The organism is Paenibacillus sp. CR_12 (assembly GCF_041953985.1).
Classification (GTDB): Bacteria; Bacillota; Bacilli; order Paenibacillales; family Paenibacillaceae; genus Paenibacillus_AQ; species Paenibacillus_AQ lautus_A.
Map to the genome: position 1 here is coordinate 475,802 of NZ_JAVFHO010000004.1, position 15,083 is coordinate 490,884.

Below are 15,083 nucleotides of genomic sequence, written 5' to 3' on the forward strand. Positions count from 1 at the left end.
TGCTGCTTTTTGCTATTTTGCTATGCTATGAGGGAATTACCCCTATCGTGGATTAATCACCGCGGAAAGCTTTTTTTACACGGTCAAAAAAGGACTGTTCCTGTTCATGGGTCTGTTCGCCATCAAGCGAAGCGAATTGACGAAGCAGCTCTTTCTGTTCATCGCTGAGCTTGCTAGGCGTAATGACCACAACCTTGACATGCTGGTCACCCTGTCCCATACCGCGCAGCCGTGGCACCCCTTTGCCTTTCAAGCGGAAGAAAGTTCCCGTCTGCGTGCCGGCCGGTATCTTCAGCTTCACTTTCTCGGTTAGCGTCGGAATCTCGATCTCGTCGCCAAGCGCGGCTTGGGCAAAGGTAAGCGGCACTTCGCAATAAATGTCGTCCCCTTCGCGTTCAAAGAAGTCATGCGGCTTCACGCGGATTACGATATACAGGTCGCCGGCCGGACCGCCGCGGAATCCGCCTTCGCCTTCGCCCGTCATGCGCAGCTGAGCTCCGTCATCCACGCCTGCAGGTACACGAACGTGAATCTTGCGCTGTTTCTTCACCTTGCCGTTGCCGTTACAAGTCGAGCAGCGGTCTTTGATGATCTTCCCTGTTCCGTTACAGTTCGAGCAGGCGCGGCGGTTCACCATACGTCCAAACGGCGTATTTTGCACGACCTCCTGCTGCCCGCTTCCGTTACACACCGAGCAGGTATGCGGCTGCGTGCCCGGCTTCGCTCCCGAGCCGTGACATGTATCGCATGTCTCCGTTCTCGGAATGGTAATGTCCGTTTCCTTGCCGAATACGGCTTCCTTGAATTCAACCGTCATCGTGTATTGCAGATCGTTCCCCCGCTGAGGCGCGTTCGGATCACGGCGTCCATTGCCGCCAAAGAACATATCGAATATATCTCCAAAACCGCCGAAATCACCGGAGAAACCGCCTCCGCCCATGCCTTGGTTCGGATCTATATGACCGTACTGGTCATAACGCGCACGCTTCTGACCATCGCTCAATACATCGTAAGCCTCTTTCACTTCCTTGAATTTGGCTTCCGCGTCCGCCGCTTTGTTCACGTCCGGATGATACTGGCGGGCCATTTTGCGGTACGCCTTCTTGATCTCATCGTCCGATGCATCCTTGCCGACACCGAGCACCTCATAATAATCACGCTTATCAGCCACGGTTTCACCCCAATCTCTTTATTACTCTTTACATAAGGAAAGCCAAAGTGCGAAGATGCGCAGCTTTGACCTTCCCATACAATCTATTCAGATTAACCTTTGTTTTTATCTTCGTCAACAACCTCGTAATCTGCATCCACGACGTTGTCTTTCTTAGGAGCGCCGGAATCGGCACCTTCAGCACCTTGTTGTTCTTGTGCCGCTTGCTCATACAGCTTCACGGACAGCTGCTGTACGATTTGAGTAAGCTCCTCTACCGAAGCGTTAATCTCTTCCAGGTTATCGGATTCAAGCGCCTTCTTCACTTTGTCTTTCGCTTCGTTTGCTTTTTCCACTTCGGAAGCATCGACTTTGTCGCCCAGGTCCTTGAGTGTTTTCTCGGTCGTGTACACGAGCTGGTCGGCATTGTTGCGAGCCTCCACCAGCTCTTTGCGTTTACGGTCTTCTTCGGCATGAAGCTCAGCGTCTTTCATCATTTGTTCAACTTCAGCGTCGCTCAGGCCGCTGGAGGACGTGATGGTGATCTTCTGGCTCTTGCCGGTACCTTTATCCGTTGCCGACACGTTTACGATCCCGTTGGCATCGATATCGAAGGTAACCTCGATTTGCGGAACGCCGCGCGGTGCAGGAGGAATGTCTCCGAGCATGAAGCGTCCCAGCGTTTTGTTGCCGGCTGCCATTTCGCGCTCGCCTTGCAGTACGTGAATTTCCACGCTCGGCTGGTTATCCGCATAAGTGGAGAACACTTGGGATTTGCTTGTAGGAATCGTCGTGTTGCGGTCGATCATTTTGGTGAATACGCCGCCTGCGGTTTCGATACCGAGGGACAGCGGGGTCACGTCGAGCAATACGACGTCTTTAACGTCACCGGTCAATACGCCGGCTTGAACCGCTGCTCCAAGCGCAACCACTTCGTCCGGGTTTACGCCTTTATGAGGCTCTTTGCCCGTCAATTTTTTGATCGCTTCCTGCACGGCAGGAATACGAGTGGAACCGCCGACCAGGACGATTTTATGAATATCGTTCGCTGTCAAACCTGCATCGCTGAGCGCTTGACGAGTCGGTCCAAGCGTACGCTCTACAAGGGAAGCGGACAATTCTTCGAATTTGGCGCGGGTCAGGTTGATCTCAAGGTGCTGAGGAACGCCGTCTGCAACCGTGATGAACGGCAGCGAGATCGTTGTTGTCAGTACGCCGGACAATTCCTTTTTCGCTTTTTCCGCTGCGTCTTTCAGACGTTGAACGGCTGCTTTGTCTTTGCTCAGATCGATGCCTTGCTCTTTCTTGAATTCGGCTACCAGATAGTCGATGATCACTTGGTCGAAGTCGTCGCCGCCCAGTTGGTTGTCCCCGCTGGTTGCTTTTACTTCGAAGAAGCCGTCGCCCAGTTCCAGAATGGAAACGTCGAATGTACCGCCGCCAAGGTCGTATACCAGGATGGTTTGGTCTTCGGATTTCTCCATGCCGTAAGCCAATGCCGCAGCCGTCGGCTCGTTGACGATACGCAGAACTTCAAGGCCCGCGATTTTGCCGGCATCCTTGGTAGCCTGACGCTGGCTGTCATTAAAATATGCGGGAACCGTAATAACCGCTTGGGTTACAGGCTGGCCCAGGTATGCTTCCGCATCGGATTTCAGCTTCTGCAGAATGATGGCGGAGATTTCCTGCGGCGTGTAGTCTTTGCCGTCGATGGATTCTTTGTGATTCGTGCCCATATGGCGCTTAATGGAAATGATGGTGCGATCCGGGTTGGTGATCGCTTGGCGTTTGGCTGTATCCCCGACGATGCGCTCGCCGTCTTTCTTAAATCCGACAACCGACGGGGTTGTGCGGGCACCCTCCGGATTCGGGATAACTACCGCTTCCCCACCCTCCATGACGGCTACGCAGGAGTTGGTTGTTCCTAAGTCGATACCAATAACTTTGCTCATGTAAAATTTTCCTCCTTATTCATTCATGCGAATCCCCGCATGACATTCATCATTTTTATATGATAAACGACTATCGAAAGTCGTTTACATGCTCACTTTAACCATGGCAGGTCTCAATACTTTATCTTTTAACATGTACCCTTTCTGCACTTCCTCAACCACGATGCCTTCCTCGTACTCATCGCTCTCCACCTGCATGATCGCTTGGTGGTACTCCGGATTGAACGGCTCGCCCACACTCTTCATTGCGCTCAAGCCTTCGGTAGCAAGAACGGATTCCAATTGACGGAAGATCATGCTGACGCCCTTGGAGAAGGATTCAAATTCCGGGTTCTCCTCGGATGCCTGGAGGGCACGCTCAAAGTTGTCGATGACGGGCAGAAGCTCCGTAATCAGTTTGGAGGAAGCATATTTGCCCAGATCCTCTTTCTCTTTCTGCGTGCGGCGGCGGAAATTATCGAAATCCGCCTGTACCCGCAGGGTACGCTGCTGCTGCTCCCGCAGCTCGGCCTGAAGCTTCTCAAGCTCGGCCGAACCAGCGGCTTCATCAGCCGATTCCGTTACGGGAATCTCCTGCTCGGGATTCACGGCCTCCTCCGGAGACCCGCTCTCACCCGTGTTTGGCGTGTTTTCCAAAGTTTCTTCGATCGTTTCTTCTGTAACTGTATCTTGAACGGCATCCTTGTGCTCATTATTCAAGACGCCTTCACCTCCTTCATATTCTAAACCAGACGGTCTATAGCTCATCTATCTTAGCGTTATTCGCCTATTTCCTTCATCTTGATCACATGATGAATCCGCAGCACGGCAGCCGCAACCTCGCCGGCTGCCCGCAGGCCGTGAAGTTTGACCGGGGCCGGATCCAGCACGCCCAGCTCTTCATAGTCGACAACCCGCCCACTGTCGCAGTCAATCCCCATGCAGTCGGAGTCGGCTCGGATTTGTGCGGCTCGGACCTCCTCCATCTTCTCAAGCGGATTATAACCGGCGTTCAGAAGAATCTGCGACATCGGCTTTCGCAGCGCGGCGGAAACTGCCTCCATGCCGAAGGCTTCCATGCCTTTCTGGGCTTCCCGGATCCGTTCCAGTTCATAAGACACGGCCAGTTCGCTTGTCCCGCCGCCTGGAAGCACCCCGCCGGATACGGCAGCCTGCAGTGCCGAAGCGGCATCGCCCGCAATCCTGGCGGCCTCCCCTACCACTTCCGAAGTGCTTGCCCCGACGATCACCGTCACAATGCGGTCCTTGCTGCCGCAGGACAGGCGGATTTTTTCGATGCCTTCATCATAAGCGACGCGCGGGGTATGACCCAGAAGGGCCGCAAGCTCTTTCGAGTCTTTATGTAACGCCTTGCGGCGTATCGGTGTAGCTCCCGTCATGTCGCTTACCTTGCGGAGATCCGCACGCGATACGCGCGGCACCACCATCATCCCGTGATCCAGGCAAAACTGCTCCGCATCCGGATGAATGCCCTTTTCGAGGAGGATGAGTTTTACGGATAGTTCGGACAATCTGTCCAAATCCGACGCGAACACTTTTCGCAGATCCATATACTGCGCGAATCCGGCTTCGGTTGTAAGCGCCTCTTCGTCGATGTCGTCGGGCTCCAGGGAATCATACAGCACCAGCACTCTGGCATCGTCGTAGGACTTGGACTCCCTGGCGAAGATCGGCCGCTGCCGGAGCAGAACCCCCTCGAACACTTCATTCTCGGCATTCTCCAGCGCAATTATACTGTCTGCGAGCGAGTAGGAAGGATCCTGCAGACGGTCGATTCCGGCTTTGCGCGCGGCTTGCATAACCAGCTCCACGATGTCCTTCCGTTCACGCCCGGCGACATGCACCGTCCGTTCCAGCAGCGGATCATCCAATCCGCCGATCAGCCGGATACGCTTCGACAAGAGCTGCATCGATTTCTCGACTCCCTGGCGCAGGCCCTCAACCACCTTGGAAGCGGGCACCCCGCGCGTGATGCGGGATACCCCTTCCTGCACGAGGGCGCCCGCAAGCACGGTTGCCGTTGTGGTACCGTCGCCGATTTTCTCCTGCTGCGCCCGAGCCACCTGAATCAGAAGGCGCGCGGCGGGATGGGTGACATCCATTTTGTCCAGAATCGTCACTCCGTCATTGGTGATGACCACTTCGCCGCGCGGGCCAACCAGCATGACGTCGAGCCCCTTGGGGCCAAGCGTGCCTTCTACGGCGGACGTAACTGCGCGGACGGCATTGCTGTTGTTCAGCAGCGTGGAATAACGCTCGTCTCCGTCCACTTGGCTATGTTGTCCTTGGCTCATCTGTCTCACTCCTTTATTTGTACCAGTGTGACAGCAGCTTCGTCAGGTCATGGGATAACACATTCAAGATGCCGATCACCCGTGCATATTCCATTCTTGTAGGACCGAGAATGCCGATCGAACCAAGCGCTTTGCCGTCGATCGAATACGTCGCAGTGATCAAACTGCAGTTCGAAATGGCCTCATGCGTATTCTCCGTGCCGATCTTCACTTGGACACCGTGCTCCCCGGGAGCAGGTGCCATGAGCTTCATCAGTGCGGGAGTCTGCTCCAGAAGCTCGAATATTTCCCTAACCTTATCAACATCCTTGAACTCCGGCTGGTTCAGCATGTGGGTCGTGCCGCTCAGATAGACCCCCCGGTGATCCGGTTCGTTGTTGAGAGCGATATCCAGCATACTCATCAGATCCTCATAATGTGAAATATGCCGCTGCATTTCCTCGGCAATTTCCGAATACAAACGAGTCTTGAGTTTATATAGAGGCACATTGACCAGCTTCTTGTTCAGAAGATTTACCACTTGCTCCAGTTCCGATACGGACACGCCCTGCGGAATCGAAACAACCTTGTTCTCGACTTGCCCTGTGCTGGTAACGATGATGGCCACCGCTTGATCCTCATGGAGAGGAAGAAGCTGGAAATGGCGCAAAGACGTATGAAAAACTTCCGGTCCCAGCAGGATGGAAGTGTAATTAGTCATTTGAGACAGAATGCCGGCTGTATGCTGTATCATCTGCTCCATCACGTTCAGCTTTTCTGCAAAAAATGATTTCATCATATGCAGTTCCGCAGGGTTCAAGGAAAACGACGACGTGAGATGATCAACATAATATCGATATCCTTTATGCGACGGTATTCGTCCAGCTGAAGTATGGGGCTGCTCCAGAAACCCGAGCTCCTCCAGATCAGCCATCTCGTTGCGAATGGTTGCCGGGCTGTAGCCGACGTCCCCTCGCTTGGAAATGCTTCTTGAACCAACCGGCTCGGCAGAACGGATATAGTCATCCACAATGGCATTCAAAATCATGCGCTGACGATCTGTTAACATGTCGCTTCCCTCCTTGCTGACTGCTCATTTTCGCTTTCGTTAGCACTCATCGCCATCGAGTGCTAACCGATATAACAAAAATACCAAACCGACCTGAGGATTGTCAAGTCAGTTCAGTACTTTAAGAACAGCTATTTCGTCACAAGCATGCTGCTTCTTGCAGTGGATGCAGTCGGTCCACACCTTCTCCGGAAAAATCTCCTTCTCTACGACGGCAAAGCCGTTTTTGATGAAAAAGGATACCTCATACGTCAAGGCCATTACTTTCGGAAGCTCGCGGCGTTTCGCTTCTTCCAGAAGGGTGTCCACCAGCATGGAGCCGATGCCTTGCCCTTTATATCCTTCCGAGATGCCGAGCGAACGAATCTCGACCAAATCGCTTCCCAGCTGGCACAATGAACCGCAGCCAATGACGTGCCCTTCGGATTCAGCTACAACGAATTCTCCGATTTGTTTCTCCAGCACTTTTTTGGACCGGGGGAGCATAATCCCCTTCTCGGCATAACCCTGAATCATCTGATACAGCGGCTCGACATCCTCTAACTTTGCTTTTCTGCATACCGCCGACATGTTGTCCGTCTCCCCTTTACACGCTCCGTCATGTTATGAATAAATATACAACAGAGCGCATATAAGTTCAATAGATTAATTTGTCGTCAGGCTTCCTATGAATTCGCCAAACACATCGTTGCCAAACAAAATGCCTTTGCTGCTCAGCTTATACCCGTCTTCGGTGGCATCGAGGAGGCCCGCGCCTACCATTTTATTCAGCGGACCGGCAAAAACATCCTCCATGGAGATCCCGAACTGCTCCCGGAACCGGCTGCGCGAGACGCCGTCCAGCACGCGCAACCCGACCATCAGGAAATCCTCCATCGCTTCTTCCTTAGATATCTCAAAGCTCTCCAATCTTGGAAGGCCTTTATTGGCTGCTTCATTATAGGGATTGACCCCTTTGATGTTCACATGGCGCTGACGGCCGACATATCCGTGCGCCCCCGCGCCTAGGCCGTAATAGTCTTCGTTGCGCCAATACGTCATATTATGCCGGCTCTCGAAGCCGGGTTTCGCAAAATTGCTGATTTCGTACTGCTTATATCCGGCAGCCTTCATCCGTTCCATTAAAAGAAGGTACATATTCAGCTCGTCCTCCTCATCCGGAAGCGGAAGCTGGTTTCGCTGGTACATCGTATGGAACAGCGTATTCTCTTCGACCTTCAGGCTGTAGATTGAATAATGCGGGAGTTCGAGCTCCAATGCCTTATCCACGCTTTCCGCAAGCATGTCCAAGGTTTGATTCGGGAGACCGAACATCAGATCGATGGACATGTTGTCAAAGCCTGCTCTTCTGGCGTTATCGAGACTTCGGTATACGTCATCCGTATCATGAATTCTGCCGATGCCGGTCAGCAATGTGTTCTGGAAGGCCTGCACCCCGAAGCTGATCCGGTTCACCCCGCCTTGGCGCATGACGGACAGCTTCTCCAGATCCGTGGTGCCGGGATTCGCCTCCATTGAAAATTCGATGCTATCGGACCATTCCGGAAAATGGCGCTTCACGCTCTGCAAGAAGTATTCCATTTCGTTCGGCTTCAGCACGGTTGGCGTCCCGCCGCCTACAAAGATGCTTTTGATTCGTCCCGGCGGATTAGCCTGAACGGTCAGCTCCATTTCCTTATCCAGCGCTCGCAAATAATCCATTACCGGCTGATCCTTTAACACGTAGGAATTGAAGTCGCAGTAAAAACATTTATTGGTACAGAACGGAATATGGATGTACACCGCTTCCGTCCGTTGATCGTTTGCCGTCATTCTTTTCTTGCCCCCTCATATACCGCTCTGGCATGACTTACTTTAAGTAACTTCTTGAAAGTTCCTTCTCTACTATAACGCTATGCCTCTTGGAATGAAAGAAAGGAAAGCCGAGAATCGGCTTTCCCATCATTTACATCGAGAAGGCTATACAGGCAAGGAGCAGCTCTTTAACTCAAAGGCCTTCCCCTGCCATTGGCTTCCTAATTACTTGTCGTCGATTTTCAGAACGGCCATGAAGGCTTCCTGCGGCACTTCGACGCTGCCCACCTGCTTCATCCGCTTCTTACCTTCCTTCTGCTTCTCCAGAAGTTTCCGCTTACGGGAGATGTCGCCGCCGTAACATTTGGCAAGCACGTTCTTGCGCATCGCTTTAACCGTTTCGCGGGCCACGACCTTGGTACCGACCGATGCCTGAATCGGCACCTCGAACATTTGGCGAGGAATCAGCTCGCGCAGCTTCTCGCAAATCGCCCGTCCTCGGTGGTAGGCGCGGTCCTTGTGCACGATAAAGGACAGGGCATCCACCTGCTCGGCATTAAGCAGAATGTCCATTTTGACCAAATTGGACCGGCGGTATCCGGACAGCTCATAATCGAATGAAGCATATCCTTTGGTGCTCGATTTCAACTGATCGAAGAAATCGTACACGATTTCCGACAACGGAATTTCATAGGTAATGGTGACGCGCGTCGTGTCCAGGTATTCCATGTTGACGAATTCGCCGCGTTTGTTTTGGCAAAGCTCCATGATCGCTCCGACATAATCATTCGGCACGATAATGGCTGCTTTAACATAAGGCTCTTCGACATAATCGACCTTGCCGACCTCAGGATAATGGGAAGGGTTATCGATTTGAATCTGCTCTCCGTTCGTCAGCGTAATGCGGTAAATCACGCTCGGCGCGGTCGTAATCAGCGGTATGTTAAACTCGCGTTCGATCCGCTCCTGAATGACGTCCATATGAAGGAGGCCCAGGAATCCGCAGCGGAAGCCGAATCCGAGCGCGCTGGACGTCTCCGGCTCAAAGCTGAGCGATGCATCGTTCAGCTGCAGCTTCTCGAGCGCCTCGCGCAGATCGTTGTAGTCCGATGTTTCGATTGGATACAATCCGCAGAACACCATCGGATTGATTTTACGGTAACCCGGGAGCGGCTCGGCCGTCGGACGCTTGGCATCCGTTACCGTATCCCCGACCTGCGTATCGCCCACGCTCTTGATGCCCGCAACGATGAAACCGACATCGCCGACGTTAAGCTCGTCCACGATGGACATGCGCGGCTTAAAGGCACCCACCTCGATCACCTCGAAGGTTTTGCCGGTGGCCATCATCTTGATCTTGGAGCCGGCCTTGATGCTGCCGTCAATGACGCGAACATATACGATGACGCCTTTGTAAGGATCATAATGGGAGTCGAAAATCAGCGCTTTCAGCGGTTCTTCGGAACTACCCGTTGGCGCAGGCACTTTCTGAACCACCTGCTCCAGGATTTCCTTGATTCCGATGCCCGCTTTCGCGGAAGCCAAAACGGCATCGCTGGCATCGAGCCCGATCACATCCTCGACCTCCTGCTTCACCCGTTCGGGATCAGCGCTCGGCAGGTCGATTTTGTTAATGACAGGCAAAATTTCAAGATTGTTGTCCAAGGCCAGATATACGTTGGCCAATGTCTGCGCTTCGATTCCCTGCGCGGCATCGACAACGAGCAGCGCGCCTTCGCAAGCGGCCAGGCTTCGGGATACCTCATACGTGAAGTCGACGTGTCCCGGAGTATCGATCAGGTTCAATATATACTCCTCGCCGTCATCGGCTTTGTAGTTCAGGCGAACCGCCTGCAGCTTGATGGTAATTCCGCGCTCTCGCTCCAGATCCATCTGATCCAGTACCTGCTCCTGCATTTCACGCGAAGTTAATGCGCCCGTAAATTCCAAAATACGGTCGGCAAGCGTCGATTTCCCATGGTCTATATGTGCAATGATACAGAAATTACGAATTTTTTGTTGTCTTACTTGTACGTCTGTCATGCCTAACCCCCAACAACCACCAGATGTTTGAATCAACTTATTATACCAGTTGAGGGGATGCACAGCAATGCTGAGAATAAAGGCGAAATTTATTCCGTAATCGATCCGAACATCGACACGACCCAGCGGATGCTTTGGTCAGAGAGCTGCTGAAGCAGTCCGGCCGTTTTGTCGGCAAGCACATCGGCAGGCGGTTGGGAGCGTTCGGGGAGCAGAATGTCGCTGGGCGACGGCTCGTATTCGGGCACTGCCGTCTTACGGGCGTCCGGTTCCTGGTCGACGGATTCAGGGGCGGGAGGATGCTTCCGCGTCCCTCCCCAACCATTTCCCTGGGCCGTACCGCCTTGCGGATCCTGAACATGGCCTTGCACCACGGTCTGCGTTCCCCCGGTACCGTCGGCCGGCACTGGCCCTTTGGCCCCTCCAAGCTGCATGCCGACCAATATGCCGATACCTGTCCATATGATTAGCGCCACAAACCGTTTTCCCAATCTCGACATCATAAGCCCCTCCTTGATTTACCCCTTCATTCCTGCTCCGTTAATGACCCCTTACCTTCAACCTGCTTTGGATGCTTTATCCTCGGCACCTTTATCTCTACCGTCCTTGGCTGCTGAAGCCGACTTGCTCTTCGCTGGATCACTCTCTTTTTTCACACTGGCCTTCTCGGCTTCTTGTTCCTGCCAGTACACGTCGGCGATGATGTCGGCCAGCGCTTCGGCCGTTCGCTGCAATTCTTCCTTCGTATTGTCGATGCCGCCGATTTCGATCAGGATGCTGTTCGGGGACAAGGATTGGTTGTACTCTCCGTTCCCTTGGTCCGCCGATTTGCCCCACACGCCCCGGGAAACGCCGGGATAGGACTTCTCCAGCTTGGCATTGATTTTGCTTGCAAACGCCTCGTTCTGTCTCCAGTTCTCGTTCGCATGTCCGATGATGAAGTACACCTTGGCGTAATTGACGCCGTTTACGGTAGCCGTCGTTTTGTTGTATCGCTGCGAATCCCGGTGGATATCGATCAGATAGTTGATGCCGTCGTTCTGGGACATGGCCTCCATGGCCATCTGGCGCGAGTATTTATAAGAATAGTTATAGTTATATCCTTCCACGGTAGATTGATAATCGCTCTTGTCGTGCAGGGTGCCGATTCCGTTGGCTTCAAGCCTTTTGCTCAGGAAGCTGCCCACCAGCATGACGTTCTTGGTCGGGGATACCGCCCCCGGATTATCGGATGGATGCGAGAGCAGCGGGTTATACGCTTCCTGCGGGTGGGAATGATAGATGAGCACGGATTTCTTCCCGTTCGTTGTCTTTCCGTCCTTGGAGGTGCTTCCGGGTTCATTCTTGCTGCCGGGATCGTCCTTCCCGCCCTGATCCGGAGCATCCTCGCCCTTTCCTTCATTGCCGCTGTTCCCTTGTTCGCCTTGCGTCGGCTCTTCCCCGGTCTCGGCGGGCTCTCCCTCCGCCTGCTCTTCCGCCGGATCCGGCCGGTAATCGGCCGGTGCCTCGCCATCCTCGTTACCGGAGCCGTGCGACAGCTGAACCGGTTGATTAGCCTTCATGCCGGGAAGCTCTCCCGCAAGGAGGCTCTTCGGATCCTTCGGGTTTACGCTCGTCAGGAGCTCAAAGACGAACGTGGACATTTTTTCGCCGGAGAAGCTCGAGGTCTCTTTGGAAGCCGTCATATGCGGCATCTCCATGCCGATCATATCGATGAAAAAATGGCTTGATAACGAAGCGGCCAATCCTTTCATCGACGACACGGGCGAGGAATTCATCCGCTGTTCCGCCATTCCCCCGAGCCCTAGCAAAATAAAAAATATAAGAGAGCCTAGCATCAGTATAATTAACGTACGCCCCATGCTCAGACCTTCCATGACCTTCCGTTTCATTCTGGCAATATTCCAGATGCGGAACTTGCGATTGTTCATAGCGATGTCCTCCTCGGTTCGCCGGGAGATGCCGACCTCATCCAGCCGTTCCCGCGACTCTGTAATCTCTTATACTTCAAATCTATGAACCGGGGAGATTCGATAGAACTAGATCCTGGAAAAATATAAAAGCTCCGATAGATTCGGAGCTTTTACTATGGGTCAGTGGGTATACGCGCCTACATTGCCGGGATCCACGGCTTCATGGAGCGCCGCGTTCAGGCCGGTCGCCACGATGTTGGCGATATCTTCTATAAATTCGTCAATCTCCTTAGGCGTTACGATAAGGTCATGGCCCAGCGGCTCCAGAACCTCCTTCACCAGGGCGAGGCGCTCGCCTTCGGGGATATCGTGCAGCATTCCCATAATCTTGCCCGTCTCCGGCGTGCCTTCCCCGAAGTGGGATTTCATCAGCTCAATCGCATTATTGACGATGGTGGAAGCGTAGCAGACGGTCGGAACGCCGATCGCAATGCACGGCACCCCGAGAATTTCTTGGGTCAATCCCTTGCGCTTGTTGCCGACGCCGGAGCCGGGATGGATGCCGATATCCGCAATCTGGATGGTCGTGTTCACCCGCTCCAGCGAACGCGAAGCCAGTGCGTCGATGGCGATGATCAACTCGGGGCGCGTTTGTTCCACGATGCCTTGAACCGTTTCGCTCGACTCAATCCCCGTCAGGCCGAGAACGCCCGGCGCAACGGCGCTTACCTGGCGATAGCCCGGGGCCACCCGATCCGGCATGAGCTCGAAATACTGGCGGGTCACCATCACGTTCTCCACCACGAGCGGTCCCAGCGAATCCGGCGTCACGTTCCAGTTGCCGAGCCCGACAATGAGCACGCTTGCCTTGGGTCCAATCCCGATCCGGGACATGAAAGCTTCAAACTCGCGGGCGAAGACAACGGATACCTGATCCTGAAGCCCCGTATCGCCCTTGCGAAGATCGGGAACCTCCAACGTGACGTAATGCCCCTTCACCCTTCCGATTTGCTGAGAGGCAGCATCGTTCTCCACATCCAGCCTTGTAATCTTGATTCCGTCCTCCTGCACCACGTCCTCCATTACCCCGGGAATGGGCGCGCTTCCTGTGCCTCCAGCCAGTTCTCTTGATTCCACGGCCAGATCCGTTCGGACCGAGTATTTTTGCAGATCCAGATCCATCTAAATTCACACTCCTCCTCATATTGTTAGTAGTGTGCGAGAGTAAGGGAGAGATTATGCAGAAGTCCGAATGAGTATTGCTTTTTGTCCACCCCCATGCTAAAATATTTTAAGTTGTGAATCATTTCGCTCTATTGAAATGCCTTACAGGAGGTGAATGTAATGCCAAACATCAAATCCGCGATTAAACGTGTAAAGACAAATGACAAACGCCACGCGCTTAACATTTCTCAAAAATCCGCGCTTCGCACAGCTGTTAAAACTGCTGACGTAGCGTTGAACGGTACAGAAATCGAAGCTGCTAAAGTAGCTTTCCAAGCTGCTTCCAAGAAGCTTGATAAAGCCGTAACGAAGGGCCTGATCCATAAGAACGCAGCTGCCCGCAAGAAATCCCGTCTGGCGAAAAGACTAAACGCTCTTACGTCCCAAGCGTAAGAAACGTTTGTTGAATACGACATGGAAAAAGCCCTGAACAGTTCACGCTGCTCAGGGCTTTTTGTGATTAGAAAAACGTTTATCGATGCACACTCTTCCGAGGATTGACCGCTTATAGCGGATGTTTTTCATGCGGGGTCAACTTGGTTTAGCTCTGCAGGTCATACTTTCTGATCTCTAGATGAAAAAGAGCGTACGGCCGCTCGCGCGTCCCCGTACGCTCTTGACTTATTTCGGTTCGCTTACGCGCCAAGCCGCAGCAGAAACAACTCGATTCCGAGCACCTTATCCACGGCCCCGGTCTTCATCTGGTAATCCAGATTGGCGAGATGGTTCAGTATGCCTTCAAGACGTGCCGTCTGAAACTTGCGGGCCTGCTCGCCAGCAATCTTCACCGCATAAGGATGCACCCCGATTTGGGAAGCAATCTGCTGCTGCGAGTAGCTCTGGGTGGATAGCGTCTTCACTTGAAGAATGATTCGGAACTGTCTGGTAATCAGGGCCGCAATCTTGATGGGCTCCTCACGCTGCTTCAGCAGCTCATAATAGATCCCGAGCGCCTTGTCCAATCGGAGATTGGCGATATCCTCCACGAGCGCAAACACATTCTGTTCCGTGCTGCGCGCCACCAGCATATCCACGGTTGCAACATCAATGGCTCCGTCGGCTCCCGCATACAAACACAGCTTCTCGATTTCACCCGATAAAGCCTGGAGACTGGTTCCCGCATTCCGAACAAGCGCTTCCGCCGCGCCTGCGCGCAGCGTGCAGCCGCCTTTCTTCACCTGCTGGTCCACCCAGCGAAGAAGTTCGTCCCCGCCCAAAGGCATGAAGGAGAGGGCAACCCCCGACTTCTTGACCGCCTTGACTACCTTCTTGCGCTCATCCAGCTTTTCCTGCCCCACCATAAAGACAATCACGCTATAGTCTGCGGGATTGGTCAAATAATCCAGCAAAGCCTCTGGACGATGATCCACTTTCCCGTTATCTTTTGCAGCCGTAAAAAAAGCCGTATCCCGGACGAATATCAGTTTTTTCTGAACCATAAAAGGAACCGTCTCGGCTTCCTCTACCACGGTTTGTATCGGAACTTCCCCTAAATCCATGTGAACCAGCGCAAAATCCCGGTCTTCTTTCGGGATCAGCTGGGCTTCCAGAAATTCGGCGAACTCCTTCATCTGGAATTTCTCGCTGCCGTACAGCAAATAGACGGAAGACACGTCTCCCTGCTTGACCGCCTTGGCCGCCGCTTTGGCATCCATCGGCGTCCCC

At 53.4% G+C, this 15,083-nt stretch carries 13 protein-coding genes; 1 reads left to right on the plus strand and 12 read right to left on the minus strand.

Annotated elements, in window-relative coordinates; all coding sequences use genetic code 11:
• Nucleotides 1–52: 52 nt before the first annotated feature.
• From dnaJ to gpr, 11 genes are all read right to left on the minus strand, one after another.
• Complete coding sequence (gene dnaJ / locus RB297_RS17855; protein WP_009590783.1) at nt 53–1,171, minus strand: molecular chaperone DnaJ; 1,119 nt, start codon at nt 1,169–1,171, stop codon at nt 53–55.
• Nucleotides 1,172–1,263: 92 nt separating this feature from the next.
• On the minus strand, nt 1,264–3,102 hold the full coding sequence (gene dnaK / locus RB297_RS17860) for a molecular chaperone DnaK (RefSeq protein WP_375121044.1): 1,839 nt from the start codon (nt 3,100–3,102) through the stop codon (nt 1,264–1,266).
• Nucleotides 3,103–3,186: 84 nt separating this feature from the next.
• Nucleotides 3,187–3,801, minus strand: a complete 615-nt coding sequence (gene grpE / locus RB297_RS17865; RefSeq protein WP_375121045.1) for a nucleotide exchange factor GrpE — start codon at nt 3,799–3,801, stop codon at nt 3,187–3,189.
• A 59-nt stretch (nt 3,802–3,860) separates the two neighbouring features.
• Nucleotides 3,861–5,396 carry a TCP-1/cpn60 chaperonin family protein gene (locus RB297_RS17870; RefSeq protein WP_375121046.1) on the minus strand — a complete coding sequence of 512 codons (1,536 nt, stop codon included), beginning with the start codon at nt 5,394–5,396 and terminating at the stop codon, nt 3,861–3,863.
• Nucleotides 5,397–5,409: 13 nt separating this feature from the next.
• Complete coding sequence (gene hrcA / locus RB297_RS17875; protein WP_015734180.1) at nt 5,410–6,444, minus strand: heat-inducible transcriptional repressor HrcA; 1,035 nt, start codon at nt 6,442–6,444, stop codon at nt 5,410–5,412.
• A 108-nt stretch (nt 6,445–6,552) separates the two neighbouring features.
• Nucleotides 6,553–7,014, minus strand: a complete 462-nt coding sequence (locus tag RB297_RS17880; protein WP_036666086.1) for an N-acetyltransferase — start codon at nt 7,012–7,014, stop codon at nt 6,553–6,555.
• A 75-nt stretch (nt 7,015–7,089) separates the two neighbouring features.
• On the minus strand, nt 7,090–8,256 hold the full coding sequence (gene hemW / locus RB297_RS17885) for a radical SAM family heme chaperone HemW (RefSeq protein ID WP_096773030.1): 1,167 nt from the start codon (nt 8,254–8,256) through the stop codon (nt 7,090–7,092).
• A gap of 207 nt (nt 8,257–8,463) precedes the next feature.
• The gene (gene lepA / locus RB297_RS17890) at nt 8,464–10,281 is read right to left on the minus strand and encodes a translation elongation factor 4 (RefSeq protein WP_036666087.1); all 1,818 of its coding nucleotides are present in this window, start codon (nt 10,279–10,281) and stop codon (nt 8,464–8,466) included.
• A gap of 89 nt (nt 10,282–10,370) precedes the next feature.
• The gene (locus RB297_RS17895) at nt 10,371–10,784 is read right to left on the minus strand and encodes a hypothetical protein (RefSeq protein ID WP_090911872.1); all 414 of its coding nucleotides are present in this window, start codon (nt 10,782–10,784) and stop codon (nt 10,371–10,373) included.
• A gap of 54 nt (nt 10,785–10,838) precedes the next feature.
• Nucleotides 10,839–12,212 carry a stage II sporulation protein P gene (locus tag RB297_RS17900; protein ID WP_375121047.1) on the minus strand — a complete coding sequence of 458 codons (1,374 nt, stop codon included), beginning with the start codon at nt 12,210–12,212 and terminating at the stop codon, nt 10,839–10,841.
• A gap of 162 nt (nt 12,213–12,374) precedes the next feature.
• A complete protein-coding gene (gpr, locus tag RB297_RS17905) occupies nt 12,375–13,376 on the minus strand; it encodes a GPR endopeptidase (RefSeq protein WP_375121048.1) in 1,002 nt (333 codons plus the stop codon).
• Nucleotides 13,377–13,538: 162 nt separating this feature from the next.
• Here gpr and rpsT point away from each other — a divergent pair, with 162 nt between their 5' ends.
• Entirely contained in the window at nt 13,539–13,811 is a 273-nt protein-coding gene (gene rpsT / locus RB297_RS17910; protein WP_009590780.1) for a 30S ribosomal protein S20, read from the plus strand.
• A gap of 242 nt (nt 13,812–14,053) precedes the next feature.
• Here rpsT and holA read toward each other — a convergent pair whose 3' ends face one another.
• Nucleotides 14,054–15,073 (minus strand): DNA polymerase III subunit delta, encoded by a 1,020-nt coding sequence (holA, locus tag RB297_RS17915; RefSeq protein WP_096773028.1) that lies wholly within the window; start codon nt 15,071–15,073, stop codon nt 14,054–14,056.
• Nucleotides 15,074–15,083 lie beyond the last annotated feature (10 nt).

Bases quoted from the DNA above. Each gene is read 5' to 3' on its own strand.
- RB297_RS17900 (WP_375121047.1), bottom strand. From the start codon at position 12,212: ATGAACAATCGCAAGTTCCGCATCTGGAATATTGCCAGAATGAAACGG.
- RB297_RS17870 (WP_375121046.1), bottom strand. From the start codon at position 5,396: ATGAGCCAAGGACAACATAGCCAAGTGGACGGAGACGAGCGTTATTCC.
- holA (WP_096773028.1), bottom strand. From the start codon at position 15,073: ATGGATGCCAAAGCGGCGGCCAAGGCGGTCAAGCAGGGAGACGTGTCT.
- hrcA (WP_015734180.1), bottom strand. From the start codon at position 6,444: ATGTTAACAGATCGTCAGCGCATGATTTTGAATGCCATTGTGGATGAC.
- RB297_RS17880 (WP_036666086.1), bottom strand. From the start codon at position 7,014: ATGTCGGCGGTATGCAGAAAAGCAAAGTTAGAGGATGTCGAGCCGCTG.
- rpsT (WP_009590780.1), top strand. From the start codon at position 13,539: ATGCCAAACATCAAATCCGCGATTAAACGTGTAAAGACAAATGACAAA.
- RB297_RS17895 (WP_090911872.1), bottom strand. From the start codon at position 10,784: ATGATGTCGAGATTGGGAAAACGGTTTGTGGCGCTAATCATATGGACA.
- dnaK (WP_375121044.1), bottom strand. From the start codon at position 3,102: ATGAGCAAAGTTATTGGTATCGACTTAGGAACAACCAACTCCTGCGTA.
- gpr (WP_375121048.1), bottom strand. From the start codon at position 13,376: ATGGATCTGGATCTGCAAAAATACTCGGTCCGAACGGATCTGGCCGTG.
- hemW (WP_096773030.1), bottom strand. From the start codon at position 8,256: ATGACGGCAAACGATCAACGGACGGAAGCGGTGTACATCCATATTCCG.
- lepA (WP_036666087.1), bottom strand. From the start codon at position 10,281: ATGACAGACGTACAAGTAAGACAACAAAAAATTCGTAATTTCTGTATC.